The sequence below is a fragment of the Roseibium sp. genome, assembly GCF_039982295.1.
Taxonomy (GTDB): Bacteria; Pseudomonadota; Alphaproteobacteria; order Rhizobiales; family Stappiaceae; genus Roseibium.
In genome coordinates this window covers 1-26,333 of record NZ_JBDWYP010000025.1, presented here as the reverse complement: position 1 = coordinate 26,333, position 26,333 = coordinate 1, and the positions used below count along the sequence as shown (strand labels likewise).

Genomic DNA, 26,333 nt, shown 5'->3' with positions numbered 1-26,333 from the left:
TCAGGAGAATTCCATGATCACCGCATCAACAGCCAGGCTGTCACCAGCTACAGCCTTGATCGCGGTCACCGTGCAGTCGCGCTCGGCCCTGAGAACATTCTCCATTTTCATCGCCTCGACAACCGCCAACTGTTCGCCAGCCTTGATCTCCTGGCCTTCCTCGACCGCAATCGAAACCACCAGGCCAGGCATCGGGCACAGCAACATCTTGGACGTGTCCGGCGGAAGCTTCTCCGGCATCAATCCATCAAGCTCTGCAACTCTGGGCGTCATGACCTTGGCAATGACCGAATAGCCTTGCCAGTCGAGACGATAGCCGCCGAGTACCGGACGGACCTGAACGGTCACCTTGCGTCCACCAATGGACCCTTCCCACAAATTGCCCCCGGGTGCCCAGTCAGACAGCACCGTAACGACCGGCCCCTCGCCGACAGCCACATCAATCTCGACCGGACTTCCCGGATAACCTGCAGCCAGACGCACCGGCATATAGGTCTTGTCCAGCTTGATCACCCAATCTTCCCGGATCTCGCCTGAATGTGGCCGCAGACGATCAGGCAAATGATCAAGCCGCTCCCGGCCAAGCGCGCCCATGGACAAGGCAACAGCGCTCAAGAGCTCCAGCGCAGCCGCATTCGGTTGCGCAGGTTCGAAGCCCTCTGGGTATTCGTCGGCAATAAAGCTTGTAGAGAGTTCGCCCGAGCGCCAACGGGGATGGTTCATCAGGGCGGTCAAGAACGGCACATTGTGCTGGATCCCGTCGACATAGAACGCATCAAGCGCATCGCTCATGGCCACGATCGCTTCCGACCGCGTCGGGGCATGGGTGATCAGCTTGGCGATCATCGGATCGTAGAACATGGAGATCTCCGATCCTTCGACAACACCTGTGTCGTTGCGGACCGTCACACCATCTTCGATGCCCTCTTCCGGCGGCGTATAGCGCACGAGGCGGCCAATCGACGGCAGGAAGTTGCGGTAAGGATCCTCAGCGTAGATGCGGCTTTCGACGGACCAGCCGTTCAGCTTGACGTCATCTTGCTTGAGCGCCAGTTTCTCACCAGCGGCAACACGGATCATCTGCTCGACAAGATCGACACCCGTGATCAGTTCGGTGACCGGATGTTCCACCTGCAGGCGGGTGTTCATTTCCAGGAAGAAGAAGCTTTTGTCCTGACCGGCGACGAACTCGACCGTACCGGCACTGTCGTAGTCGACAGCCTTCGCGAGGGCGACGGCCTGCTCGCCCATTTTCCGGCGGGTCTCTTCATCCAGAAGCGGCGACGGCGCTTCCTCAATGACCTTTTGGTTCCGGCGCTGGATCGAACATTCCCGCTCACCCAGATAAATGGCGTTGCCGTGCTTGTCGCCCAGCACCTGGATTTCAATATGGCGCGGGTTTTCAATGAACTTCTCGATGAAGACGCGATCATCACCGAATGACGAGGCCGCCTCCGACTTCGAGCGGACATAGCCGTCATTGACCTCATCGGCATTCCAGGCAATTCGCATGCCCTTGCCACCACCACCGGCGGACGCCTTGATCATCACCGGAAAACCGATGTCTTCGGCAATCTCGACGGCCTGCTCAGCGGAATGAATTTCGCCCAGATATCCGGGAACCGTGCTCACATTGGCATCATTGGCGAATTTCTTGGATTCGATCTTGTCGCCCATCGCCTCGATGGCGCGCTTGTTCGGACCGATGAAGACGATTCCTTCCTTCGCGAGCATTTCGGGAAAGCTGGCCCGCTCGGACAAAAATCCATAGCCAGGATGAACCGCTTCGGCGCCGGTCTGTTTACAGGCGGCAATGATCTTTTCCGGAATCAGGTAGGATTCGGCCGCAGCGGCCGGGCCGATATGGACCGCTTCGTCCGCCATCTCGACATGAACAGCGTCCCGATCCGCATCCGAGTAGACGGCAACGGTCTTGATGCCCATGCGCCTTGCGGTCTTGATGACACGGCAAGCAATCTCGCCCCGGTTGGCAATCAGTATCTTCGAGAACATGCGCGCTCCGCCCAGATTATTTTTCGTGGCCATGTTTTAGGCGTACCGATAGCGCGGCGCAATATGTCCAAAGGATGACTGGCCAAAAGTGCAATCTGACCGTCGCCCCCATCGCGAAAAAGCTTTGCTTCCAAAACGGTCAAAACACATCGCGAGGCGACCCTGGTAGCCTCAATCAAAGTATAGTCATTTTTAACAGTTTTGTGTCTTTTTACTGATCGGGAATTGGGGGTTATTCCGATGTTTAAAAAGACACTACTTTTTCTATTGCCATTGGCCTTCCATGCAGGCCCTGCTCTTGCAGCACAATCAGGAAACTGGAAGACCGACAAGGTACAGGGTTTTGAGAAATACTGGACTGAAACACCCGACGGCGCACGCTTTACAATCTGGTGCAACCGGTCGCGCAGTGTTTCCGGAACGGTGGTCGACATTGATATCGACGGCAAGAATGCTCCGGCACGCAAGCAGATTCGCGTCGTCATCGACCGAAGCATGCTCAAGATGGACACCGACGCGAAGGGGTACGTGCAGACAAATTGCGCAGCCTGCGCCGACGGCTACACCGTGTTGTGGAACAAGTTGCGAAGCGGCGTCTCTCTGGCCGTCAAATTCGATGACGAGCGCTACGCAGCATTCTCTCTCAAGGGCGCACGCGAGACCCTGTCCAGCAGCGTCTGCCCGGCCGACTTCTACAAATAGGCGCCTGCACCGCGGACGTCTCTGAACCTGCGAAAACTGCCTCTGGATTTTGGGATCGCGAGCCACTAAACCGGCTCTCGATCCCGCACCTCCCGCACGGGTGCTCCAGAAGGATGCAAGTTCCATGGATGCCATACACCTCGAAGATCTCTCGTTCTTCGCCTATCATGGCGTTTATGACGAAGAGGCCCAGCTCGGCCAACGTTTCCACGTCGACCTCACCTGCTGGCTCGACCTGAGCAAGGCTTGCGAGAGCGACGAGTATGAGCAGACCGTTTGTTATGGTTCGTTGACCAGGGCAGTCGAAAACGCCGTCACGCAAACCCGCTTCAAGCTGATCGAGAGATTGGCCGCGGCGGTGTCAGAGGCGCTCTTCCAGGCAGATCCACGGATCGAAAAGACCCGCGTCCGCATTCACAAGCCCGGCGCACCTCTTCCCATTGCCACCGGCAAGGTCAGCGTTGAAATCACCCGTGACCGGCCCGTGCCAGGATAACCCTCGGCAGACCTTGCAGGTCTTGCCCAGATACTGCCGCATTGGCCTCTTTAACTCACTGTGAGGCTGGCTGAAGGGGGGAAGTTGAAATGCTCAAGAGCAAGAGATCCGTGCAAGGTGCTGGCGTTGCCGCCCTGTCAATGGCAACACTACTCATTATCGGGACTGCTGCAGAGGCTCGTCCGGACCTGCGCAAGATGACCTGCGGCCAGGCGCAAGCCATGGTGAAACGAAATGGCAGCGTGGTCTTCACCACCGGAACGCACACCTACTCCCTCTTCGTATCGAACTACAGCTACTGCGATCCCGGCGAACAGCTCTTCACCCAGTTCGGCCCGACGCGTGACAATCCGAAGTGCCCGGTGGCCTATGAATGCCGCGAGCCCTTGTTCGAGCGCAGAGGCTTCAGACGGTGGTAGCAAACACCAGCTGGACGTAAAAACGGCCCCGAATTGGGGCCGTTTCTGAGATTTAAGGGCTGAACGCGTGCGTTACAGCGGAATATTGTCGTGCTTCTTCCAAGGCAGCTGCTGCGCCTTGGATCGCAATAGCGCGAGCGCACGAGACACCCGGCGACGGGTCGAATGCGGCATGATCACCTCATCGATATAGCCACGCTCTGCGGCCACGAAGGGGTTGGCAAACCGGTCTTCGTAATCCTTGGTGCGTTGTGCGATCTTGTTCTTGTCGCCAAGCTCCGAGCGATAGAGGATCTCGACCGCGCCCTTGGCGCCCATCACGGCGATTTCGGCCGTCGGCCAGGCGTAGTTGATGTCGCCGCGAATATGCTTCGAGCTCATCACGTCGTAGGCACCGCCATAGGCCTTGCGCGTGATCACCGTGATCTTCGGCACCGTTGCCTCCGCGTAGGCGAACAGCAGCTTCGCGCCATGCTTGATCAACCCGCCATACTCCTGTGCTGTCCCTGGAAGGAAGCCTGGAACGTCGACAAAGGTCACGACCGGAATGTTGAAACAGTCACAGAAACGCACGAACCGGGCTGCCTTGCGGCTGGCGTCGCTGTCCAGAACCCCGGCGAGAACCATCGGCTGGTTTGCAACGATACCAACGGTTCGCCCTTCCATCCTGCCTAGGCCGGTGATGATGTTGCCCGCGAAGGAGCCCTGGATCTCGAAGAAGTCGCCCTCGTCGACCGTTTTGAGAATCAACTCCTTCATGTCGTAGGGCTTGTTCGGGTTTTCCGGGATCAACGTATCGAGGCTCTCGTCGATCCTATTCGGATCGTCGTGAGAGCCGATTTCAGGAAGTTCGGCCGTGTTGTTGGCTGGAAGGTAGTCGATCAGCCGACGCATTTCCTGAAGCGCTTCGACGTCATTGTCGAACGCCCCGTCGGCAATCGAGGATTTGGTTGTATGGACAGATGCACCACCAAGTTCTTCGGCCGTAACCGTCTCATTGGTGACCGTCTTCACCACATCCGGCCCGGTGACGAACATGTAGGATGTATCGCGCACCATGAAGATGAAGTCGGTCATGGCCGGGGAGTAAACGTCACCGCCCGCGCACGGTCCCATGATCAGGGAAATCTGCGGGATGACACCTGACGCCAGCACGTTGCGCTGGAAAACCTCGCCGTAGCCGCCCAGCGCCGCCACACCTTCCTGGATGCGCGCACCACCGGCATCGAAAAGGCCGATGATCGGAGCACGGTTCTGCAAGGCCATGTCCTGGACCTTGATGATTTTCTGGGCATGGGTTTCCGAGAGGGAACCGCCGAAAACCGTGAAATCCTTGGAGAAGACATAGACCGTCCGGCCGTTGACCGTGCCCCAGCCGGTCACCACGCCATCGCCTGGGATGTGCTGTTCATCCATGCCGAAATCAGTGCAGCGATGCTGCTTGAACATGTCGAACTCTTCGAAGGACCCTTCGTCCAGCAGCAGTTCAATGCGCTCTCGGGCCGTCAGTTTGCCCTTCTTGTGCTGGGCCTCGATCCGCCGTTCGCCACCACCAAGGCGGGCCGTTTCGCGACGGCTTTCCAGTTCGGCAAGGATTTCCTTCATGGCTTTCTCCGAAACGCTTTTAATCGAAGGCTTGGTAGCATGCAGGATCGGGCAGGCAAAGTCAGCACAAGGGCGAAGACGCCCAAAACCTCGGCGAAATTGCGGAGAGTCAGGAAAACCTTGCGGCAGGTTGCATAAAGACTGGGCAATCACGCCTTCATATTACGCTTGGAGCCCCTGTCGAAATTTGCAAAGCTTGCACAACAAGGCAGCAACGATGAATGGGGAGGCAATGACAGAAGAGCGGTCTTTTTTCAATGAAATGCTGGATGACGCCGGGAACCCGCGCTCCTCCTACGCAAAGCTCGCTCAGTGGCTCGAAGACAAGCCACCCAACTTCCTGAAGCGCAAAAGCCGAGAGGCGGAAACCATTTTCCGACGGCTTGGAATCACCTTTGCCGTCTATGGCGCTGAGGAAGCAACAGAGCGCCTGATCCCCTTCGATCCGATCCCCCGGGTCATCTCCCCCGGCGAATGGCGGCGTCTGTCTGCCGGCATAGATCAGCGTGTGCGCGCGCTCAATGCCTTCCTTCATGACATCTACCACCGCCAGGAAATCATACGCGCAGGCCGCATTCCCGCTGACCTCATCTTGCAGAATGAGGCTTTCTTGCCCGAAATGGTCGGCCACGATCCTGCCCGCAAGGTCTACGCCCATATCATCGGCACGGACCTTGTCCGCGTCTCTGAGAACGAATTCTACGTTCTGGAAGACAACACACGCACCCCGTCAGGTGTCTCCTACATGATGGAGAACCGTGAGACGATGATGCATCTGTTTCCGGAGCTGTTTCAGAGCCATCGCGTCGCCCCGGTGGACCGATATCCCGAGTTGCTTCGTCAGACCCTTGAAAGCGTGAGCCCGAACCAGGCCAAGTCTGACCAGACCGTGGTTCTTCTGACACCCGGGATCTACAATTCCGCCTATTTCGAACACGCCTTTCTGGCCGATTCCATGGGCATCGAGCTGGTCGAAGGCCCCGATCTCTTCGTCGATGAAGGCAAGGTCTTCATGCGCACGACCCGCGACCCCAAGCAGGTCGATGTAATCTACCGCAGGATTGATGACGCCTTCCTGGATCCGCTGACGTTCAACGCCGGGTCGATGCTGGGTGTGCCGGGCTTGTTCGATGCCTATCGCGCAGGAAACGTTACCATCTGCAACGCCCCGGGAACCGGGATTGCCGACGACAAGGCGATCTATGCCTATGTGCCTGACATCATCGAATTCTACACCGGACAAAAGCCGATTCTGAACAACGTACCAACATGGAACTGCTCCCAGGAAGACGACCTGGCCTATGTGCTCGACAATCTCGAGGACATCGTCGTCAAGGAGGTCCATGGCTCTGGCGGCTACGGCATGTTGATCGGTCCGACGGCTTCCAAACGCCAGATCGCCGATTTCCGAAAGGTTCTCATGGCAAACCCGACGAACTACATTGCCCAGCCAACGCTTGCGCTTTCCGCCTGCCCGACCCATGTCGCCTCTGGCGTCGCTCCCCGGCACGTCGACTTGCGCCCCTTTGTGCTGATTGGCGACCAGGTTCGCATCACTCCTGGCGGCTTGACACGTGTCGCTCTGAAGAAGGGATCACTCGTGGTCAATTCAAGCCAGGGCGGCGGCACCAAAGACACCTGGGTACTGGAGGACTAAGCCATGCTTGGAAGAACCGCCTCCTCCCTATTCTGGATGTCCCGCTATCAAGAGCGAGCTCAGAATACGGCCAGGCTTTTGGAAGTCGCGTACCGGTCGGCCATGGTGCCGAACTCGGGTCAAAGCGAGCGCGATGAATGGCGCTTTGCGCTGGCAACTGCCGGCGTCGACTATGCCTACACCGAAAAAGTGGGCGAGATCACTGCGCGCGGCGTGATCAACTACATGATCTTCGACAAGGACAATCCCTCAAGTGTACGCGTCTGCCTCGAGACCGCCCGCAACAATGCCCGCGCCGTCCGCACCGGCATCACCAGCGAGCTTTGGGAAGCCCTGAACACCACCTGGATCGAGTTTGCGGACGTCAATCCGCTGTCGATCACACAGGACCGGCTGCCTGATTTTCTGGCCTGGATTAGCCAGCGCTCCCATCTCTTCAGGGGCGCCCTTTTGAACACCATGCTGCGCGATGACGGCTATTACTTCAGCCAGCTTGGCAATTTCGTCGAGCGTGCGGACAACACGGCACGGGTGCTCAACGCTCAGTACTGGGTTCTTCTGCCGGACAATGACGTCATTGGTGACGGCTCCATGGAGCGCAGCCAGTGGACCGGTATCCTGCGCACGCTCTCCGGCCTGCGAAGCTATCGGTTTGCCTATCCGGAGGCCAAGTTGAAGGCCTTCAACATCGCGGAATTCCTCATTTTGAGAAAAGAAATGCCGCGTTCTCTGGCCCATTGTTACGACTGGATCAATGACACCGCTGAAGACCTCCAGCAGTTCTACGTTGAACGGAAGCCCAGCATCGATATGGCGGCAGCCCTGTCGAAAGAGCTTCATGAGGAGGAGATGCGCGACATCTATCAAAGCGGACTTCATGACTTCTTGCTCGATTTCATCCGCAAGAACAACGCTTTCGCGCATCAACTCTCGCTGGACTATAATTTTGCCTGATCCTCAGACACGCCCGGTGCACCAATGCGACTGACCGTTCGACACAAGACCAGCTACCAATATGACACGCCCGTGGCCAATGCCATGCAACAACTGCGGCTAACACCGCCTGATTGTAGCAGCCAGCGCGTGATCGACTGGGCCATTGACGCCCCGGGGATGTCACGCGCCACCAACTACACCGACGCCTTCGGCAACATCGTGCATATGGTCTCATCCCAAGAGGTCACCGAAGGCGTGACAATCACGGCAACCGGGACCATCGAGACGGAGGACAAGTCGGGAGTGGTTGGCACGGAGCGCAACGAAGCCCCAAGCAGAATCTACACGCGCTTCACGCCCGTCACTCAGGCCAATCAGGCCATTCGGCGTTTGGGCGCTGTCGCCGACAAGGACGACAAGATCGCAGGATTTCATGATCTGATGCACGCCGTGCGCGACAAGGTCGCCTATCAAACCGGCGTGACGGAGACCCACGCAACGGCGGTCTCTGCACTGGCAGCTGGCGAAGGTGTCTGCCAGGACCACGCCCATATCTTCATTTCGGCTGCCCGCTCCATCGGCGTTGCCGCACGCTATGTATCGGGCTATCTGCTTCTGGAAGATGAAATGGAATCCGAGGCGCATCATGCCTGGGCGGAGGTTTGCATCGATGGTCTGGGTTGGCTGGCTTTCGACATATCCAACGGTATCTGCCCAACCGATCACTACATACGCTTGGCCAAGGGACTGGACTCACGTTCCGCTGCCCCCATAAGAGGCATCCGTTTTGGTGGCAACGATGAAAACATGGATGTTGAAGTCGAGGTCGCACAGGCGGCGCTTCAGCAGCAGCAATAAGATCTTGCAATTCACACGCACGATCCCATGTCTCGCGCCTGATACTGATAAACAAGTCTGATATAGGTGTTTGAAATTGGCCCCGCCAAACGAATGCGCCTGACCCGGGACACGAAACGAAATGACTTATTGCGTTGCATTGAAGCTTGACCGCGGACTGGTCTTTGCGGCTGACACCAGAACCAATGCAGGCTTGGACAATATCTCCACCTTCAAGAAGCTCCACGTCTGGGAGAAAGAGGGAGATCGCGTTTTCACATTGCTGTCTGCAGGCAATCTGGCCGTAACCCAGGCAGTCATCTCCCTGCTGAGCGAGCATATTCAGTCGGCAGGCGAAGGCCGTCCAACCCTGATGACCGTGGAGACCATGTTCCAGGCAGCCCGCCTGATCGGCAGCGCCATTCGCGAAGTCCGTGCCATCGACGGTGAAAGCCTCGGCTCGAACGCGGAAAACTTCCAGGTCACCTTTATTCTGGGCGGACAGATAAAGGGCGAGGAACCACGGCTGTTTCAGATCTATTCAGCGGGTAACTTCATCGAGGTCTGCGAGGACACCCCCTTTCTGCAGATCGGTGAGCACAAATACGGCAAGCCCATACTCGACCGCGTCACCCGCTCTGACATGCGCCTGGGCGAAGCCGCGAAGTTGGTTCTCCTGTCCTTCGACAGCACCCTGCGGTCAAACCTTTCCGTGGGCATGCCGATCGACCTCCTACTTTACAACAAGGACAGTTTTTCGGCCGATCGTCAGCTTCGGATCGAGAAGGACAATCCGTATTTCCAGAAGCTGTCTCTGGGTTGGTCCGACGCACTGCGCGACGCCTTTGCCGACATGGAAGAGTTGGACGTCTGAGGCACGCCTCCAATTTCCGGGATTTTTCAGCCTGTTCCGGCTGTTAGCTGTTCGTCATCCCTTTGCCGTAAAAGCACTTGGGATTTAGGAGTTGCAGTGAATGAGTGCGAACAGCATCGACGAGGCAGAACACCTGACCTGGCACCGGGAGCCAGCCAGCGAACCTCTTGACGTCAACGATGAGACCCTGCGGCTCGTGCGCCAGATGATCCGTTCTGGCGAACGCGGACCGCTCGTCGATCTGTTGAAGCGCTGGGACCCGGTCGACGTCATGCAGATGCTGGTACGTCTGCGGCTCAAACAAGCTCGCAAGCTCTTCCAGTGGTTGCCTGCCAACCCCTCCATCAAGGTCATCGCCGAGCTCCGGCCCGAATTTCGCACCGTCCTGATGGAAGAATCCACCCTTGAGCAGTTCCGAGACATTCTCGCCGGCCTCGATCCCGAAGATGCCACGGAGATGCTCAACGACTTTCCCGACGACATGGCTGAAGCGCTTGCCCAGCGACTTCCCGACGTCGAGGACATTGCTTCGCGTCGGTCCTATGCAGACGACAGCGCCGGGCGCATCATGGCGCGCAAGTTCGTCGCCCTGCCCGCGACCTTGACCATCGATGAGGCGGTCAGCCAGATCCGCGCAGATGCCGACCGGATCCGCAAGGTTTTCACCGTCTATGTCCTGGATGAAAGCAGCCGGCTCGTTGGCACAGTCGAATTGGGCAAACTGTTGCTTGCACGCCAAGGCACGACGCTCGGCGACATCATGAACAGGGATTTCATCGCCGTTTCAGCAGATACCGATCAGGAAGAGGTGCTGCGGCTCGCGCGCAAGAGGGACATGCGCACCGTTCCCGTGATCGACGGAGACGGCCATTTGATTGGCCGCGTCACACCCAAACAGCTGACGCGCATTGCCTCCGAAGAGGCCACGGAAGACATGCTTCTGATGAGCGGCGTTTCCTCTGAAGCCAAAGCCGACGACACCGTCCTGCGGATCGTTCGAGGCCGCCTGCCCTGGTTGCTTGCCGGCCTGATCGGCGCGAGCATCGCGGCGTCGGTGGTCGGATCTTTCGAGGATCAACTTGCCAAGGCGGCGATTTTGGCCGCATTCATTCCGGTCACCATGTCAATGGCCGGAAATGCCGGACTTCAGGCATCTGCTGTGGCCGTTCAAGGCCTTGCCACAGGCACCCTATGGTCCGGTGAAATCGGCTACCGGCTGTTCAAGGAATTTCTCGCAGCCCTCTTCAATGGCGCGGTGGCCGGCTGCATTCTCGCCGGCTTGACCATGCTGGCCTCACTGATCATTCCGATTGCCGACCCGGCCCACCTCGCGCTGGCAACCTCCCTGTCGCTCCTGTGCGTCACGACAATTGCGGCCATGGTCGGCGCGACCATACCGATCGTGCTCGACAAGCTCGGCATCGATCCGGCCATGGCGACCGGCGTCTTCATCACATCGTCAAACGATGTCCTCGGCGTTCTCGTCTTCTTCCTGATGGCAACTGCGTTCTATCTGGGCTGATGCCAGGCCGGACAGACCGACAAGCTCAGTTCTCCAGGATCAGCGCAGCGGCTTCAAACTCGGTCCGCTTGTAGGCTCGGATCTGCGTGGCCTGGGCATCTTCGCCCCAGCGTTCAATGTTGAAGTCCTCTTCGACATGAGCCGCCGTCCAGGCATCGTCAGCAGACAGGTGCCCCTCGGCCAACGCCAGCGCGAGAACCGCAGATCCGGAGAGCGAGGTCGCCGTGTGGAGCGCAGCCAGACGCATAGGCGTCCAGCCTTCCAGCCTGGCCCGGTAAGCTGCGAGCAGAGCCTCCGGCTGCTCCTGATGGATCAGTCCTGCGACCAGCACGAAGCGTCCACCAAGCAGGCTTTCCGCCCAGCCCAGAACCGGATCCCAGAGCCTGGTCTGCTGTTCGACCAGGATTTCGGGATCATTGGCCCGGTAACACAGCGCATCGGTGCCGCAGAAACGGGTAATCTCATCGGCCACCTCCGCAAAGCGCACGGACACGGCGTCCTGCGCGGAGTTTGCAATCCGTGTCAGCGGCATGGCGCCCGGGTTGATGACCTTTTCCTGGGCGTCCCATTCAGCTGCAACGGCCTTGGCGAGTGTTTCACCCGGCAGTGTGAGCGTCGCCTTGCCGGGTGTCTTGACCGGTCGACCGTCGAGATGAATGGCAAATCCACCCTCAATCGGTGCGTGGGTCGCTTCCTTGTAGAAGCGTTTGGGCAGTTCACGCTTGGAGAGTTCACGCGCGCGTTGCTCGGGATCCTTTGCAGCATCTTCTTCCAGCGTCTCAAGATAATCACGCATCACGCAGGTTCCCTGTCAAAAGCAAGACGCGCATCCAGCGCATCATAAAGTTCGTTGAAATGGTCGATAGTCACATGGGCGCCACCAGCCGCCAGCCTGTCGCGGTCGTGATAACCCCAGGTCACGCCAACCGCATGGGCGCCTGCTGCACGCGCCATCTCCATGTCGAAACTGGTATCGCCGATCATTGCCGTGCGCAGCGGGTCAGCGCCGGTCTCCGACATCGCTCGAAGAACCATGTCCGGATGAGGCTTGGATGGTGATGTGTCAGCGGTCTGTACCGTCACGAAGCGTCCGTCGAGGTCATGCACGTCGACCATGTGATCCACGCCGCGCCGCGCTTTACCGGTCGCAACTCCAAGAAGAACGTCGTCGCGTGCCCCCAGCCGGTCGAGCACCTCGCGCGTTCCGGGGTAGAGAGGATCGAGATCAAGCCCCAACTTGCGACGGGAGATTTTCGAATTGCGATAGGCAGTCGCCATCTCGGGCACAAGATGGGTATTTTCGGCACCCACAAGCTGCAAGAAAGCAGTCTCCAGCGACAGCCCGACGATGGAGAGCGCCGTTCGTCGATCCGGCATCGGCAGTCCGACCGCCTCATAGCCAACGGAAAGCCCGTGAAAAATTGTGTCCTGACTGTCTATCAGCGTGCCGTCGCAGTCAAAAATGACCAGATACATGCGCGATCCAAAGTCCCTGTTTCTTGAGACCCGCATGTGGCGGGTTTTTGCCAACCGGTCAAGAGCCGTCCCCGCGAACTGTACGGCCTGCCCTACCCGCTCGACTTCCCGGCTCCACCGTTCTATGCAGGAAGCCATTGTCCTGAACCAGAGCCCGCGGAGAACCTGTGACCAAAATCCTCATGGTCTTTCTTACCATCCTCGCGGTGATCCAGGTGATCAAGCCACTGGGATGGCCAGGTCTCAAGAAACGATCCGACGCGTGGAAACTTGCTGCCGGGGGGCTGATTTTCCTCGCTGCAGCGATCGGTCTGATCGCGCTTTTCGAATGACAGGATGCAACTCCGGAGCCGTTCAACCCTTGCATAGGGATTGGCCACAAACCGCCTAATAAAAGCGCTTGCCTGCTTTATGATCAGCTTCTAGATTTTTCGTTAGCATACAAACGGAAAGCCAGTGAGGAGCTACCATTGACCCTATCCCGCCGATCCCTTCTCAAGACATTGGGCAGCGCCGCTGCCGTTGCATCCGTGACCCCTCTTTCGAATGCACTGGCCGCCGGTTCAATCAAGCCAGGCAAGAATTCGGTTCTGCTCGTCATTGATGTTCAAAACTGCTTCCTGCCGACGGGAACTTTGCCGGTCAAGGATGGTGACCAGGTGGTCCCCGTGATCAATGAGCTCAGCAAGAAGTTCCAAAACGTCGTGATGACGCAGGACTGGCACCCGGCAGGTCACTCATCCTTTGCGTCAAGCCATGACGGCAAGGCCCCGTTCGAAACGGTCGAAATGGACTACGGCACGCAGGTTCTGTGGCCAGATCATTGCATTCAGGGCACGCAAGACGCTGAACTTGCGCCAGGGCTGGACATTCCTCATGCACAGCTGATCATCCGCAAGGGCTGGAACAGCGCCGTCGACAGCTATTCCGCATTCCGCGAAGCCGACAAGAAAACCATGACGGGCCTGACAGGCTACCTGAAAGAACGCGGAATTTCTGACGTCTACGTCTGCGGCCTGGCAACCGACTTCTGTGTTGCCTGGTCGGCGATCGACGCGACGATCTCCGAATTCAACGTCTCCGTCATTGAGGACGCCAGCCGCGGCATCGACCTGAACGGGTCAGTCGCAGCAGCATGGGCGGACATGAAAAAAGCAGGCATTGGCCGCATTCAGTCCGACGATTTCGCCTGACAAGGCACAACGCACCTTCAAAATCAAAAAGAGCAGGCCGCTGCCTGCTCTTTCTACATCCTCAGCGCCTTAAGGGCGCATGACTCAAAACCTCAAAAAAACAGCGCAAGCCATTCACAAGAATCGTGTTTCAGCGCTTCTTGTTGAGCTCTTCCTCGTTTGGATCATCCACGTCCGGATCGTATTCGGTCGCGTCGAAGCCGAGAAGATTCCACGTCTGCTGCATATGCGGCGGCAGCGGCGCAGACACATCGATCACACCGTGACCGGACGGATGCGGGATCCGGATCCGGCGCGCCAGCAGATGCAGCCGGTTCTGAATGCCTCCCGGCAATTCCCAATTCTCGATGTTGAAATACTTGTCATCACCGATGATCGGATTTCCGATGTGGGCTGCATGAGCACGCAGCTGATGCGTCCGCCCCGTGATCGGTTTCATGGTCACCCATGACAGTTTTTGCGCGGATTGCTCAAAGACCGAGTAGAGCGACACCGCATGCTGGGCGTCATCCTTCCCCTGGCGGACGACCTGCATCCGCTCTTCTTCCTCGTCACGCGCCAGGAATGTCGAAATCCTGCCCTGCTTGGGTTTGGGAACGCCTGCCAGCATCGCCCAATAGACCTTTTGCGTGTTGCGATGGCGAAATGCCTTGGTCAATTCCTGCGCCGCCTTGCGGGTCTTGGCGACCAGGATGATGCCAGAGGTTTCACGGTCCAGCCGGTGCACAAGCCGAGGCTTGTCACCCTTCTTGTCAGCGAATGCCTCCAGCATGCCATCCAGATGGCGCTTCAGACCGGAACCGCCCTGCACCGCAAGCCCGGCGGGCTTGTTCAAAACCATCACATGGCTGTCCTCGAACAGCATCATATCCTCGATGGCCTTGCGGTCATCTTCGATCAGCTTGGTCGATTTCGGCCGGGCGTTTTTCTTGTCATCGGCCGGAAGCTCAACCCCCAGCGGCGGGATGCGGACCGTCTGCCCCTTGGCGATGCGAGTGGAGCTCTCCGCGCGCTTGCCGTCGAGACGCACCTGGCCGGTGCGCAGAAGCTTCTGCAGCCGTCCAAACCCCAGTCCGGGATAGTGGACCTTGAACCAGCGGTCGAGGCGCATGCCCGCCTCATCGGCGGTCACTTGTTTCTGTTCGATAGCGGACATTCGGATCTCTTTGCGCGTGCTTGCCGCCCGCGTCTTTCTCAAGGTCGGCCCAGCGCCGACAATCACTTGCCCCGCGTATAGGCGCAAATGCGGGATTTTGAAACCCCCTGTCCCTTTCTGACCCCTGCCCCGGGGCTCAAGAGCCCAGTTGACGCATCAGATAAAGACCCGTGAAAACCGCGGCAAGCGAGATGGTCACCGACAGGGCAACATAAACCAGCGCAGATGTTGTATCTCCACGCTCCCACATGACAGCAACATCCAGGGAAAATGCCGAAAAGGTTGTGAAGCCACCCAGGACGCCGGTCGCAACAAAGTAGCGAACACTTTGCAGCCCGGTCGCCTCATGACGCACCAGCCATCCGATGAAGAGCCCCATGACCAGCGATCCGACCACATTGACCGTCAACGTCCCATAGGGAAACCCGCTGCCAAAGGCCCGCAGCGTCCACAGTCCAACAAGGTGACGCAGCCCCGCCCCAAGACCACCACCGATAGCGACCAGAATGAAATGGGTCATGCTATCGCTCCAGCCTCCAGTCGTTGCACGTGGTTTTCGGCTCTAGCAGACGTCACCCTATTCGGCAGCCGCCGGCTTCTCGCCTTCCTGCCCCATATCCTCAAAGACTTTGACCTGGCTATCGTATTTCGGATCGATGGTGCCACAGACGCGATCCCAGAACGAAAAGAAATTGGCATAGTTGTAGCGGAAGCGGGAATGGTGCTGGTCATGGAAAGTTACGCAAACCATGGGCGACGGCATCCGCGACAAGGGCGAGGCATAGAACTCGAACCCGGAATGACCAATGGTGCCGTTGAAATGATCCCACAGTCGATGTGCGATCAGCACCAACACCGGGATCGGCAGAATGACCATGGCGAACAGGTAGTAGCTCTGCATGACGAATGCATCGACAAGGTCGTCGGAGTATGTGCTCCAGACGGTCGGCGCGACCGAGCGATGATGCTCTGCGTGAAAACGGTAGAGCAGCTTCGTGTGCATGAGCCGGTGAGCCCAGTAGAACCAGGTATCATAGGCAATGACCGAAACCACGAACATCAGGATCGCGGACCACCAGGTCAGCGGCAGCGGCGAGACGAGCGTCCAGCCCTTCAGCGACAGGAAGATACCGCCAGCAAGACAGCCCGCGGTCACCGTCAGCGAGTATACGCTTTGGCGGATTTCTTTCCACATGCGCTTCTCGCCGCGACGGTTGGCCTGAATGCGGCGCTCAGGATGCCGGTTCTGAATCTGCACCAGCACCCAGCCCGTCGCGAAGTAGAGAAACACGTTGATGCCATAGACCGCCGCATAGATCGGCAGGAATTCGAGAAGGACATCAATCAACTGCTGCAACATGTCTGAACCTGTGTTCGAACCCACTTCCGGGTCCCGCTTGTTTTAGCCTGCTTCACAATTCACCGCATCCGCGGCCAGTTGCCGGTCAAGCCGTGCTGTTTTTGACCCGCGCGGCCTTTGTGTCAGGAACGGCACCTGTCACTTCCATTTCCTGAACCAGCGCATCGTATTTTGGATGAACTGTTCCCATCGCGCGATCCCAAAACGAAAAGAAGTTCCCGTAGTTATAGTGGAACTGCGAGTGATGCAGATCGTGAAAGGTCGTACAGATCAGGGGCGAGGGAAAACGCGACGAGCGCGACGCGAAATATTCGAACCCGGAATGCCCGACCATGCCCGAAATCTGGTCAAAAAGCCGAAGGGCAAAAACCGACAGCGCCGGCACCGGAAGCACAAACCAGACGACCAGGTAGAAGCCATGCTCGATCAACGTGTCGATCGTGGTCGAGCTGTCGTTGCTCCAGACCGTCGGTGCAACCGATTTGTGATGCGGCACGTGCCATTTGTAGAAAGCCGGCAAATGCAGGATCCGGTGCCCCCAATAGAACCAGGCGTCAAACAGGACAAAGCAGACCGCGAACATCAGAGGGAACGACCACCAGGAAAGCGACAGCGGCGAAAACAGGATCCAGCCCTGAGTTTGCGCAAAATAGCCGGTCGACAGCAAAACCGAAGAGGTCGCCAAGGCATGCATGGAGGCGCGGATCTCAAGCCACATGCGCTTGGAACCATCGCGGTGCTTCTGGATCCTGCGATCAGAATGCTTGTTGTTGATCCAGGTGACCGTCAGCCCGGTGGCAAAATAGACGAGGATCATGGCCGCATAGATCACGGCGAAAATGAACAGATACTCGAGAAGCAGCTGCATCTGGTTCAATCCTTGTCCGATGTCCCAGCCACTGCCTGGCCGCCGGTGCGTTGGGACGCGTAGACCTCTTCAAAGCCGTGAACCTTGTCGTCATACGTCGGATGAATGGTTCCGCAGAGCCGATCCCAGAACGAGAAGTAATTGGCATAGTTATAGACGAAATACTGGTGGTGCTGATCGTGGTAGAGCGTGCAGAGCATCGGCCAGGGCTTGCGTGCGGTAGGACTTGCGAAATGCTCGAAGCCACAGTGTCCGATAGCCGCCGAAACCTGATCAAAGATCCGGTGCCCGAGGAAAACCAGAGGCGGGATCGGCACGACGAACAAGACGAGCGCATAATAGGTGTGGGCGAACAGCGTATCGACGCTGGAGCCCGCATCATTGGACCAGACCGTTGGCGTAACCGTCATGTGATGCGGCTTGTGGAACCGGTAGAACATCTTCGTGTGCAGGATGCGGTGACCCCAGTAGAACCAGGTGTCATGAAGCATCAGCGAAATGACGAAAAAAAGCGGCACTGACCACCAGGAAAGCGCAACCGGCGCAAACAGGGTCCAGCCCTTCATCTGGGCGAAGAGACCAATGCTGAGGCAAGCGCTGGTGATGGAAAGCTGTTTCAGGGACGACTTGATGTCCCGAAGAGCCTCATGGGTCGGCTGGCGTTTCTGGATCCTGCGTTCCGGATGCCGTTTGTTCAGCTCTGTCATGACAAGGCCTGTCGAAAACAGAAGCACCAGGCTCATGAGATAGAGACATATGAAAAGGGCCACGAACCCCGCGAGGCCCGTTCCGAAATAGCTGGCAAACAAGTTCATGGATCTACAGTCCGTTCCCGCCCGTCATCGAGCTTTTGCAGGGTATACCTGAAAACGAGGGTCAGAAAATCACATTCTCCATTTTATGGAAAGCCTGTGCGCTTGCATGCGTGGTTTTCCCGAGCCGGTCAAAAAGCCGCACGCCTCCCCTGGCCCGGACACGGATGATGTTCCTAAGACCAACGCAAATGGCACGGAAACGCAGGGGGCTTCGAAATTTTGGCCGCACCATGACAACCTCGCAGCCTGCGGATCAAAACCGTCGGCTTTCATCCGGCATCATGCCAACTCGCCCACTTTAGCCTTCAAAGCACTGATGAAGGCCGGATCTGCTGTCAGCTCACGTTCCTCTTCTTCCAGAATCGAAAGAAAGAGATCGCGGTGCATGCGCGCAAGTTCGGCATCCGAAAGCGGTTCGCCATCGGACGCTGACAGGACGATCCCCACCAGCCGCTCCGCTGCATTGAGCCGCCCCCATAGATAATCGTGCTCCCGCCAGCTGCGGTTGAAAAAAGCGCCGAACAGGTTCAACGCCACGCCCTTGAGCTGAAAATTGTCCTCATTCAGGCGACTGGTGTCTTTGGGACTGATCCGGGCGACAAGTGTCTCGCTGATCTCCGAAAAGTCGTTGCTTTGCAGCACCGGGAACGTCACCAGATCATAGAACGCAAAGCCCACGTAGGCACCCAAAAGCTCGCGGTGAACCTCAACAGGCAGAAGCGCTCCTGCCGTGGCCGCGAACAATTCGTCCTGCAACCTGTCCAGGTCCTGAAGACCCATCAAAGCGCTGAACTGATCAAGAGCCTCCGACAGCACCTCATCATACCCGCCGCAATCTCCATCCGTCGCCTGCCGGATCAGTTTCTCTGCCAGGATTTCGGATGTCTGCTGGCTTTGAAGACCAAAAAAGTCGACTTCCCAGCGCCGGCCCAGATGATCAATCTGCTCATGGAGCAGGCTCTTGATCCGGTCCAGATGGTCAGGATTGATGGCATTCTTGCCCTCACCAGCGCGATGATAGAGGCTGTTCAGCTTCCGGATCGCAAAGCGAAGCCGCCTGATCCGGTAGTCCACGTCAAGCCCGCGCAGGAATTGGACCACACCGTCCTGGGGTTTGGGCGGTCCGTTGCTGAAGTCCTTGGCAAGCCGCCCCAGGTGATCTGTAATCCAGCCAAGCAGCAACTCAGGACGCGCTTCACGCCCGCGCGCTTTTGCGAGCTCCGATATCAGTTGGGCGATCTTCTCGCCGACCGCATGAAGCTTGAGAGACTCGTAGTTGAGGAAGGCATAGCCGGCCTGACCATGTGCTGCCTCATTGGCCGCTGCACGATACCGCGTCAGGGCTTCCGCCTTCAACGTTCCCCGTCGCGGCAGGATTTTGCGAACAGCCGCTTCGACCACAGGATCCGCAGCGGCAATCGTTTGCGAGAGCCATTGTCCGCGCCGGTTGCGCGCCTCGATGTCTCTCAGATCATCGCCGATCGGTTCATTACGTGGAATATGCGCAAGAGACGCCAGGATGACCTTCAGGAAACCGGGCAACGGCTGCCTCTCGGCGTCATCCCCATCTCGCATATTCGGGACCGGATCCACATAAACGAGGCGCCGTGCCACTTCCCGCGCAGCCGGACGCTGGCGAATGACGTCAATCACTGGTGAGAAGGGTTTGTTCATGACCACGCTGCCATCAACGAAACAGCGCCTCCCTGCCCCTTCTCCGTGAAGTTCCAGCGACCTGCTCAGGAAACGATCGCGATTGGGCCACGGCTCGCCGCGCTGTTTCAGAACCCGGTCCATTTCGGCAATTGTGGCTGGCGGGAATGCCCCCGGAAAAGACGAGGTTGCCCTTGCCGCAAAGACCAGTTCCGCAACACTGTCGGGCCCAAACTCGCTCTGCAGATGGCTCGGCACCCGGTGCTTTGCGCGGAAGTTGAGAACTCTTCGGTGGTCCAATTCCTCAACAAAGGCCGGATCATCTATGTGTATCCGGCGCACCTGCCCTTCGTAGTCCGTCAGCGTGACAAAGAGATCGAGTGCCTGCCCTCTTGGAATGAGGGTCGCGCCCTCACGGAAGTCTTCATCCATCTGATTGCAGGCATCGAGCATCCAGCCGCTGTAGCTTTCTCCTGAAAACGGCGGCGAAAACCAGCGTGACTGCATCAGGGTGCGTAGCTTGTCGCGGGTTTCCGGATCCTTGATGTCGTGTTTCAGGCGCCTGGAAACCATCCGGTCCAGCACTGGACTGATACTGGATTTCAGATAGCGGCGGATACCGCCCTGAGGCCGCGCGAGTCGCGTGACATCTGCGTTTTCAAGCCATAAGGCCCTGTGGCTGTCCAAAGGCAGGTCATGAGCAATAGCGCGCGCGAGCATAATGCCGTTCACCCCACCGGCGGAGGCACCGGCAACTGCATCCACGACCACACGGATATCAACTGTGTGCCCCAAACGATCGAGCAAGGCCTCATAGGCTCTTTCCCCGGGAGAGGAAGCGCGGTCCTTGGAGGGATTGACGCCGTTGCGCCCGATACGCTCACTCCGACACGCGGAGGCACGCACGAGGTTCAAGACTTCGCGGCTGACCCCATGCATGTAGATGGCCAGGGAAACCCCGCCATAAAAAACAAGCGCAAGCCGAAGCTCGATTTCCTTCAAGGTGCAGCACCCTTCCCGTGCATCATGAGCAACCACCTATCCTAGGCGCCAAGGCCTTAACGTTTCGATGCATTCAGGCAGGCTCAAGCGAAGGGTTAGTTGCCTTCCCGCTCCTTGCGCAGCCGCGACCAATACTCGAGCCGCTTGCGCAACTCGCGCTCAAAGCCACGTTCTGGCGGGTCGTAGTAAGTCTGACGGCCCATGTCCTCGGGAAAGTAGTCCTGCCCGGAAAAGCCATCAGGCGCGTCATGATCGTATTGGTAGCCATCCCCATAGCCTTCCGCCTTCATCAGCTTTGTGGGCGCGTTGAGGATGTGTTTGGGCGGCAACAGCGAGCCGTTCGACTTGGCACTGCGCACAGCGGCCTTGTAGGCCGTATAGACCCCATTCGACTTGGGCGCGGTCGCCAGATAGACAACAGTCTGCGCTAGAGCCAGCTCTCCCTCCGGTGATCCAAGCATCTGATAGGCGTCTCGTGCAGCATTGGCCTGAACCAATGCATTGGGGTCGGCAAGCCCGATGTCCTCCACGGCCATCCGGATCAGCCGCCGCGCAAGATAGAGAGGATCCTCACCGCCATCCAGCATGCGGCAGAACCAGTAGAGCGCAGCATCGGGATCTGATCCACGGACGGACTTATGAAGGGCTGAAATCAGATTGTAGTGCCCGTCCTGACCCTTGTCATAGATCGGTGCGCGGCGCTGCACGATTTCCTGAAGACGCTCGGCATCAAAGATCTCTCCCTCTCCGGCCGCCCGCCAGACATCCTCGGCAAGCGTGAGAGCCGAGCGTCCGTCGCCATCGGCCATGCGCAACAACACACCACGCGCTTCTTCGTCCAGCGGCAACGGCTTGTCTTCGACCTCTTCTGCCCGCACAAGCAATTGACTGAGAGCAGCAAGATGGAGCGAGTGAAACGTCATGACGTGAGAGCGCGACAACAAGGCCGCATTGAGTTCAAAGGACGGATTTTCGGTCGTCGCCCCGACAAGGGTGATCGTGCCATCCTCCATGACCGGAAGAAAACTGTCCTGCTGCGCGCGGTTGAAGCGATGGATCTCGTCGACGAAAAGCAGCGTCGCCTTGCCCGAGATCCGTCGCCCGCGCGCCGCTTCAAAAACCTTTTTCAGATCGGCAACACCGGAAAAAATCGCCGAAATCTGCTCGAAGGCCAGATCTGTTTCATTGGCGAGAAGCCGAGCGATTGTTGTTTTGCCCGTACCTGGAGGTCCCCAGAAAATCAGGGACCCCAGCGTGCGCGTTTTGAGCATGCGCGCAAGGGTTCCCTCCGGACCAAGCAAATGCTCCTGGCCGACAACATCTTCAAGTCTTTCCGGACGCAACCGATCCGCGAGCGGGCGTGGCCCCGAAGCAGCCAGCCCGGAGGCTTCGAACAAATCACTCATGGCAACTTTATAGGCGCTTAGCCCCTCAACACGATACGGGAAACCTTGCCATCGCGTTCGATATCCAGCCGCCAGACACGCGGCGGCACTTTCGTGACCCCTTCGAGCATCCTCGTAGAAACGATTTCATCGTCGTTGATGGCGCGAACGATATCACCGACCTTCATGCCCACACGCGCAGCTGGGCTGTTGGGGACAATCTCGGCAATAACGACACCTTCCAGCAGGCCTTCAACACCGATCTCCTCAGCCACCGCAGGCGACAGGTTCATCACGGTGGCACCCTCGAATGGCGAATACTCGGTCAGAGCCCTGGTATCGCGTGGTGTTGTCTCGGGCGCAGGCGCAAGATGGATGTCGATCAGCTTCTGTTCACCACCGCGCAAGATCGTGAAGCGCGCCTGCTCGCCAAGCCGCTTTGTGGCAAAGCGATAGCCAAAGCTGTCAGGATCAAGCACTTCCTTGCCGTCGATCGCAATCACCAGATCGCTCACACGCAACCCTGCGTCATCTGCAGGAGAATCCGGATAGATGTTGGTGACAATGACACCACGTGGACGATCGAGCGACAACGCCTCTGCAATTTCCGCGTTCACCAGCTGTACGGTTGCCCCAAGCCATGGACGTTGAACCTTGCCGCCCTCACCCGCCGCCGTGGCGACGAACTGCACCATGTGGGCTGGAATGGCAAAGCCGATGCCGTTGGAACCGCCTGAGCGTGAAAAGATCGCCGTGTTGACCCCAACGAGCTGTCCGTTCATGTCGACCAGCGCGCCACCCGAGTTTCCCGGGTTGATCGCCGCATCTGTCTGAATGAAGAACTGATAGTCCGTGACACCGACCTGTGTCCGCGCGAGCGCCGAAACAATCCCCTGGGTGACCGTCTGACCAACACCGAAGGGGTTGCCGATCGCAAGTACAATGTCGCCTACTTCAAGGCTGTCCGACCCGGCAAACGGCACGAAATCAAACGGCCCCTCTCCCTTGATCTTGAGAACGGCAAGATCCGTGCGCTCATCCAGCAGCACGATTTCAGCGTCGAACTCACGCCGATCATTCAAGGCGACACGCACCTCATCCGCATCCTTGATCACATGGTGATTGGTGATCACCGTGCCATCGGCCGAAATGACCACTCCCGAGCCAAGCGAGGATTGAACCCGCTCCTGCGGCCGCGTCAGACCCTTGTCGGGGTTACCGAAGAAGCGACGAAAGAAGGGATCATTGAAAAAAGGCGAAACCCGTCGCTGCTGCACCACCTTGCGGCTGGCATAGACATTGACGACGGCGGGCGCGACGTCCTTGACGATCGGGGCAAAGGAAAGCTTCATCTCCTGCGCGGAGCCGGGAACCAGACGTAGACCCGCACTGGTGTTGTCCTGTGCGTTTGCTGAGCCCCCCACATTCGCAATGGCAAGAAGGCCCAGCAAGAGCCCCGCTACAATCCGCAATTCCCGCCTGAGTTTCATGAACATCATGTTCTATCGTCCCTTCCCTGACCGATTCCGGCCGACTGATCACTGAGATACATGCCAGATAGGGACAGACTGAGGCAATGCCAAGCCGAACTGCGAGCTGTGAACTCCCCGTGAACGTCGCGGCAAAAGAAAATGGCCGCCGGTTTCCCGACGGCCATCTTGAAGCGCAGTTCTGGATGTTCAGGCCGTGCGGACCTGCTTGAGGAAGCTTTGAACTTCCTGGTCGAGACTGTTCGCTTGCTCGGACATTTCCTGCACCGAGATCGCAAAGGCATTCGCCGCGTCACTCGTCTTTTCTGAAATCTCGCTGACGTTGGAGATATCCTCGGAAACCTTCGAGGTTCCGACCGCCGCACGCTGCGTGTTCTCGGCAATGCCCCGTGTTGCGAAGCTCTGTTCGGTCACGGCGGCAGAAGCATCGGTCACCGACTGGGTAATGTCGCTGATCGTATCCTGAATGTCGCCGATGGCCGAGACAGCTTCTTCGGTTGCCTGGCGGATTGCATCCACCTGCTGCTGGATCTCGCCAGTAGCCTTGCCCGTCTGAGAGGCCAGTTCCTTGACCTCGGAAGCGACCACGGCAAAGCCCTTGCCTGCTTCTCCGGCACGCGCTGCCTCGATGGTGGCATTGAGCGCCAGCAGATTGGTCTGATCGGCGATGTCGCTGATCAAGGTGATGACTTCACCAATCCGGTTCGCGGCCTCGGCCAGCGAGCGGACCGTTCCATTGGTCGATTCTGCCCGGACCGTCGCCGTCTGGGCAACGGAAGACGAGCGTTCGATCAACGACGAGATCTCCTGGATCGAGCTGGAAAGCTGATCGGATGCAGTCGCAATGGACTGAACCTCATTCATCGCCTCGGTGGAAACCTGCGCAGCCCGTTGAGACGTTTCACCCGAGCTTTCTGTCATCTGCCGCATCTCGTTGGCAGAATCGCGCAAAGTTGCTGCCGAGTGGGCAACGTGGTCGACGACCTTGCCAACCGAAGCCTCAAATTCAGCTGCCAGATTGCCAAGCATCTGCTGACGCTGTTCAGCCTGAGACTGAGCCGTGCGAGCGTCTTCTTCCGCCCGCCGTTCCTGCTCCTCGACCGAGTTCTGCCGGATCCGGACTACTGCCCTGCCGATGTCACCGATTTCGTCGCCGCGGTTGGCAGCATCGATATCGGCTGAAACATCACCATCTGCGATAGACTCAAGCGTTCCCGCCAGCGAACCGAGCGGCCGCGTGATGGAACGTGAGAAGAGCAAGGCAATGATCGCCGAGATGCCAACCGTGATGAGCGTCGACAGGATCATCGAGTTGCGCATTTCGGTGACGCTGGCCATCGCCTCGGTCACGGCACGCTCAGCGACGAGCGCCCATTGGGAGCTTCCGAAAGTCATTGGCGCGGCGACCGTGATACGATCAATTCCGTCGGCCCCGGTGATGATACCAGAGGCATTCTGGCCGGACGCTGCCGTCAGGATCACATCAGACGTCACCGACTTTACGGTCGCCGTCGGCTCGCTTGCCAGCGGTTGATTGGTCAGCAGGGTCCCGGCTTGATCCACGATGTAGACCTGCCCTGTCTCGCCGAGGCCCTCGCGGTTATTCACAACACCTTCCAGATAGCTGGAACCGATGCGAACCATGATCACGCCGCCGATTTCTTCGCCCGAGAAGTTCGTGATGTAGGCGGGCTCGGCAATGAACATGGACGGTTCACCACCTGCCGGAGCATAAGGTTCAAAACTCGAATGGAACTGCTGCCCCTTCTCGGCGGTAAGGGCTTTCGCAAACACCTCGCCCAAACCGGTGTCCGCAAGTGGCCCCTCAACAGCCGAGCCAAGGAAATCGCCGGCCTTAGTCACGCTATAGATAACAAGGCCGTCCTTGTTGACCGCGTAGATGTCGGAGTAGCCGTTGTTCTTCCAGGACGAGTAGAAGCTGCCGTGGACGTCCGTGTGGCGCCAGGCATACATCGTCTTGCTGTCTTTGCCGGTCAACTCTGCCCGCGCATTCGCGCCAGCATCTTCCGGCTGGAAGTAGGCTTCAAGGGCGGGCCGATCATTCTCGAGATTGGTAAGTGACGAGTTCATGTCGGTAAAGGCCAACGCAGTCGCTGCCCCCGATGCAGTGGTTCCCAAATCACCTGAAAGGCTCTTGAGCCGCATGTCGAGGAGCGCCTGGCGCGCCTTCGTGACCATCGCAAGCTCACCGTTGGCGGCCTCTTCAAGGCCTGACCTTGCGTTGAGGTAACCTCCAATCCCAACGGCAACGCACGAAGCAAACGTGACGCCGACCATCAGGGCAGGCACAACGACAGACAACTTTAAAAAACGATTTTTTCTCTTCGAGACAATATCGGTGGCCCGATCCATCACGCTCTCTCCCCGAGACACTGCGTAAAAATGACAGTGCGACTATCGACCTAGGCCGTTAATTTTCGGCTAATTGCAAAGCAATCGAGGTCTAATTCAGGATTGCAGCCAATAGGTTATGAGCCGATAACCAGAAGAGATACAAAAAAGGCGGGCCGAGGCCCGCCTTTCAAAATTCGAGAACTCGCACTTCTTACGCAGCGTTCTCTGCAACTTGCTCTGCTTCGTTGCGCGCGCGATCTTCTGCACCACGTGCAGAAGGGTCGCGGTCAACCAGCTCGATGACTGCGAGCGGAGCATTGTCGCCATAACGGAAACCAGCCTTCAGGACACGGCTGTAGCCGCCCTGACGGTCCTTGTAGCGCTCACCGAGCACATCAAAGAGCTTGCGAACCATCGCGACGTCGCGGATCTGCGAAATGGCCTGACGGCGTGCATGCAGGTCGCCGCGTTTGCCAAGCGTGATCAGCTTGTCAATGATCGGCTTCATTTCCTTGGCCT

The 26,333-nt window shown here is 58.1% G+C and carries 24 protein-coding genes; 10 read left to right on the top strand and 14 right to left on the bottom strand.

Features of this window, described 5'->3' with window-relative positions:
• Positions 1–2,013, bottom strand: a complete 2,013-nt coding sequence (locus ABJZ52_RS04235) for an acetyl/propionyl/methylcrotonyl-CoA carboxylase subunit alpha (RefSeq protein WP_348193329.1) — start codon at positions 2,011–2,013, stop codon at positions 1–3.
• Between the two features lie 240 nt (positions 2,014–2,253).
• Here ABJZ52_RS04235 and ABJZ52_RS04230 point away from each other — a divergent pair, with 240 nt between their 5' ends.
• The 3 genes from ABJZ52_RS04230 (at position 2,254) to ABJZ52_RS04220 (ending at position 3,630) form a co-directional block, all read left to right on the top strand.
• The gene (locus tag ABJZ52_RS04230; protein ID WP_348193326.1) at positions 2,254–2,715 is read left to right on the top strand and encodes a hypothetical protein; all 462 of its coding nucleotides are present in this window, start codon (positions 2,254–2,256) and stop codon (positions 2,713–2,715) included.
• Between the two features lie 124 nt (positions 2,716–2,839).
• Positions 2,840–3,211, top strand: a complete 372-nt coding sequence (folB, locus tag ABJZ52_RS04225) for a dihydroneopterin aldolase (protein ID WP_348193323.1) — start codon at positions 2,840–2,842, stop codon at positions 3,209–3,211.
• An 89-nt stretch (positions 3,212–3,300) separates the two neighbouring features.
• Positions 3,301–3,630: a hypothetical protein gene (locus ABJZ52_RS04220; protein ID WP_348193320.1), complete on the top strand. Its 330-nt coding sequence runs from the start codon at positions 3,301–3,303 to the stop codon at positions 3,628–3,630.
• Positions 3,631–3,702: 72 nt separating this feature from the next.
• Here the strand turns inward: ABJZ52_RS04220 and ABJZ52_RS04215 are convergent, their stop codons facing one another.
• Positions 3,703–5,235, bottom strand: a complete 1,533-nt coding sequence (locus ABJZ52_RS04215; RefSeq protein WP_348193317.1) for an acyl-CoA carboxylase subunit beta — start codon at positions 5,233–5,235, stop codon at positions 3,703–3,705.
• 262 nt (positions 5,236–5,497) lie between these two features.
• Here ABJZ52_RS04215 and ABJZ52_RS04210 point away from each other — a divergent pair, with 262 nt between their 5' ends.
• From ABJZ52_RS04210 to mgtE, 5 genes are all read left to right on the top strand, one after another.
• A complete protein-coding gene (locus ABJZ52_RS04210) occupies positions 5,498–6,892 on the top strand; it encodes a circularly permuted type 2 ATP-grasp protein (RefSeq protein ID WP_348193386.1) in 1,395 nt (464 codons plus the stop codon).
• Positions 6,893–6,895: 3 nt separating this feature from the next.
• Positions 6,896–7,846 carry an alpha-E domain-containing protein gene (locus ABJZ52_RS04205; RefSeq protein ID WP_348193315.1) on the top strand — a complete coding sequence of 317 codons (951 nt, stop codon included), beginning with the start codon at positions 6,896–6,898 and terminating at the stop codon, positions 7,844–7,846.
• Positions 7,847–7,870: 24 nt separating this feature from the next.
• Positions 7,871–8,686 (top strand): transglutaminase family protein, encoded by an 816-nt coding sequence (locus ABJZ52_RS04200; protein WP_348193312.1) that lies wholly within the window; start codon positions 7,871–7,873, stop codon positions 8,684–8,686.
• Between the two features lie 121 nt (positions 8,687–8,807).
• A complete protein-coding gene (locus ABJZ52_RS04195) occupies positions 8,808–9,539 on the top strand; it encodes a proteasome-type protease (protein WP_348193310.1) in 732 nt (243 codons plus the stop codon).
• A gap of 100 nt (positions 9,540–9,639) precedes the next feature.
• Positions 9,640–11,061 carry a magnesium transporter gene (gene mgtE, locus ABJZ52_RS04190; RefSeq protein WP_348193307.1) on the top strand — a complete coding sequence of 474 codons (1,422 nt, stop codon included), beginning with the start codon at positions 9,640–9,642 and terminating at the stop codon, positions 11,059–11,061.
• Positions 11,062–11,086: 25 nt separating this feature from the next.
• Here mgtE and ABJZ52_RS04185 read toward each other — a convergent pair whose 3' ends face one another.
• Positions 11,087–11,857: an ATP12 family protein gene (locus tag ABJZ52_RS04185; RefSeq protein WP_348193304.1), complete on the bottom strand. Its 771-nt coding sequence runs from the start codon at positions 11,855–11,857 to the stop codon at positions 11,087–11,089.
• On the bottom strand, positions 11,857–12,675 hold the full coding sequence (locus ABJZ52_RS04180; protein WP_348193301.1) for an HAD-IA family hydrolase: 819 nt from the start codon (positions 12,673–12,675) through the stop codon (positions 11,857–11,859). The genes ABJZ52_RS04185 and ABJZ52_RS04180 overlap by 1 nt, the downstream gene beginning before the upstream one ends.
• 29 nt (positions 12,676–12,704) lie before the next feature.
• Between ABJZ52_RS04180 and ABJZ52_RS04175 the strand changes: the two genes are divergently transcribed.
• Both ABJZ52_RS04175 and pncA read left to right on the top strand, forming a co-directional pair.
• On the top strand, positions 12,705–12,869 hold the full coding sequence (locus tag ABJZ52_RS04175) for a hypothetical protein (protein ID WP_348193298.1): 165 nt from the start codon (positions 12,705–12,707) through the stop codon (positions 12,867–12,869).
• 138 nt (positions 12,870–13,007) lie between these two features.
• Positions 13,008–13,730: a bifunctional nicotinamidase/pyrazinamidase gene (pncA, locus tag ABJZ52_RS04170; protein ID WP_348193295.1), complete on the top strand. Its 723-nt coding sequence runs from the start codon at positions 13,008–13,010 to the stop codon at positions 13,728–13,730.
• A gap of 130 nt (positions 13,731–13,860) precedes the next feature.
• Here pncA and ABJZ52_RS04165 read toward each other — a convergent pair whose 3' ends face one another.
• From ABJZ52_RS04165 to rplQ, 10 genes are all read right to left on the bottom strand, one after another.
• The gene (locus ABJZ52_RS04165) at positions 13,861–14,886 is read right to left on the bottom strand and encodes an RluA family pseudouridine synthase (RefSeq protein ID WP_192107479.1); all 1,026 of its coding nucleotides are present in this window, start codon (positions 14,884–14,886) and stop codon (positions 13,861–13,863) included.
• Positions 14,887–15,022: 136 nt separating this feature from the next.
• On the bottom strand, positions 15,023–15,406 hold the full coding sequence (crcB, locus tag ABJZ52_RS04160) for a fluoride efflux transporter CrcB (RefSeq protein ID WP_348193291.1): 384 nt from the start codon (positions 15,404–15,406) through the stop codon (positions 15,023–15,025).
• Between the two features lie 57 nt (positions 15,407–15,463).
• Positions 15,464–16,270 carry a sterol desaturase family protein gene (locus ABJZ52_RS04155; RefSeq protein ID WP_348193288.1) on the bottom strand — a complete coding sequence of 269 codons (807 nt, stop codon included), beginning with the start codon at positions 16,268–16,270 and terminating at the stop codon, positions 15,464–15,466.
• Between the two features lie 61 nt (positions 16,271–16,331).
• Complete coding sequence (locus ABJZ52_RS04150; RefSeq protein WP_348193285.1) at positions 16,332–17,114, bottom strand: sterol desaturase family protein; 783 nt, start codon at positions 17,112–17,114, stop codon at positions 16,332–16,334.
• A gap of 5 nt (positions 17,115–17,119) precedes the next feature.
• Positions 17,120–17,929, bottom strand: a complete 810-nt coding sequence (locus ABJZ52_RS04145; protein ID WP_348193283.1) for a sterol desaturase family protein — start codon at positions 17,927–17,929, stop codon at positions 17,120–17,122.
• Positions 17,930–18,208: 279 nt separating this feature from the next.
• Positions 18,209–20,584, bottom strand: coding sequence for a patatin-like protein (locus tag ABJZ52_RS04140; RefSeq protein WP_348193280.1), 2,376 nt, complete (start codon positions 20,582–20,584; stop codon positions 18,209–18,211).
• A gap of 95 nt (positions 20,585–20,679) precedes the next feature.
• Positions 20,680–21,990 (bottom strand): replication-associated recombination protein A, encoded by a 1,311-nt coding sequence (locus ABJZ52_RS04135; protein ID WP_348193277.1) that lies wholly within the window; start codon positions 21,988–21,990, stop codon positions 20,680–20,682.
• Positions 21,991–22,007: 17 nt separating this feature from the next.
• The gene (locus ABJZ52_RS04130) at positions 22,008–23,468 is read right to left on the bottom strand and encodes a DegQ family serine endoprotease (protein WP_348193274.1); all 1,461 of its coding nucleotides are present in this window, start codon (positions 23,466–23,468) and stop codon (positions 22,008–22,010) included.
• Positions 23,469–23,648: 180 nt separating this feature from the next.
• Positions 23,649–25,832, bottom strand: coding sequence for a methyl-accepting chemotaxis protein (locus ABJZ52_RS04125; RefSeq protein ID WP_348193271.1), 2,184 nt, complete (start codon positions 25,830–25,832; stop codon positions 23,649–23,651).
• Between the two features lie 193 nt (positions 25,833–26,025).
• On the bottom strand, positions 26,026–26,333 hold a 308-nt coding region (gene rplQ, locus ABJZ52_RS04120; RefSeq protein ID WP_348487690.1), incomplete at its 5' end, for a 50S ribosomal protein L17.

Coding starts and splice junctions, on each gene's coding strand:
- ABJZ52_RS04150 (WP_348193285.1), bottom strand. CDS start 17,114: ATGCAGCTGCTTCTCGAGTATCTGTTCATTTTCGCCGTGATCTATGCG.
- folB (WP_348193323.1), top strand. CDS start 2,840: ATGGATGCCATACACCTCGAAGATCTCTCGTTCTTCGCCTATCATGGC.
- ABJZ52_RS04130 (WP_348193274.1), bottom strand. CDS start 23,468: ATGATGTTCATGAAACTCAGGCGGGAATTGCGGATTGTAGCGGGGCTC.
- ABJZ52_RS04205 (WP_348193315.1), top strand. CDS start 6,896: ATGCTTGGAAGAACCGCCTCCTCCCTATTCTGGATGTCCCGCTATCAA.
- ABJZ52_RS04220 (WP_348193320.1), top strand. CDS start 3,301: ATGCTCAAGAGCAAGAGATCCGTGCAAGGTGCTGGCGTTGCCGCCCTG.
- ABJZ52_RS04125 (WP_348193271.1), bottom strand. CDS start 25,832: ATGGATCGGGCCACCGATATTGTCTCGAAGAGAAAAAATCGTTTTTTA.
- ABJZ52_RS04230 (WP_348193326.1), top strand. CDS start 2,254: ATGTTTAAAAAGACACTACTTTTTCTATTGCCATTGGCCTTCCATGCA.
- ABJZ52_RS04145 (WP_348193283.1), bottom strand. CDS start 17,929: ATGAACTTGTTTGCCAGCTATTTCGGAACGGGCCTCGCGGGGTTCGTG.
- crcB (WP_348193291.1), bottom strand. CDS start 15,406: ATGACCCATTTCATTCTGGTCGCTATCGGTGGTGGTCTTGGGGCGGGG.
- ABJZ52_RS04235 (WP_348193329.1), bottom strand. CDS start 2,013: ATGTTCTCGAAGATACTGATTGCCAACCGGGGCGAGATTGCTTGCCGT.
- ABJZ52_RS04195 (WP_348193310.1), top strand. CDS start 8,808: ATGACTTATTGCGTTGCATTGAAGCTTGACCGCGGACTGGTCTTTGCG.
- ABJZ52_RS04165 (WP_192107479.1), bottom strand. CDS start 14,886: ATGTCCGCTATCGAACAGAAACAAGTGACCGCCGATGAGGCGGGCATG.
- ABJZ52_RS04180 (WP_348193301.1), bottom strand. CDS start 12,675: ATGGCTTCCTGCATAGAACGGTGGAGCCGGGAAGTCGAGCGGGTAGGG.
- ABJZ52_RS04210 (WP_348193386.1), top strand. CDS start 5,498: ATGCTGGATGACGCCGGGAACCCGCGCTCCTCCTACGCAAAGCTCGCT.
- mgtE (WP_348193307.1), top strand. CDS start 9,640: ATGAGTGCGAACAGCATCGACGAGGCAGAACACCTGACCTGGCACCGG.
- ABJZ52_RS04200 (WP_348193312.1), top strand. CDS start 7,871: ATGCGACTGACCGTTCGACACAAGACCAGCTACCAATATGACACGCCC.
- ABJZ52_RS04135 (WP_348193277.1), bottom strand. CDS start 21,990: ATGAGTGATTTGTTCGAAGCCTCCGGGCTGGCTGCTTCGGGGCCACGC.
- ABJZ52_RS04215 (WP_348193317.1), bottom strand. CDS start 5,235: ATGAAGGAAATCCTTGCCGAACTGGAAAGCCGTCGCGAAACGGCCCGC.
- ABJZ52_RS04185 (WP_348193304.1), bottom strand. CDS start 11,857: ATGCGTGATTATCTTGAGACGCTGGAAGAAGATGCTGCAAAGGATCCC.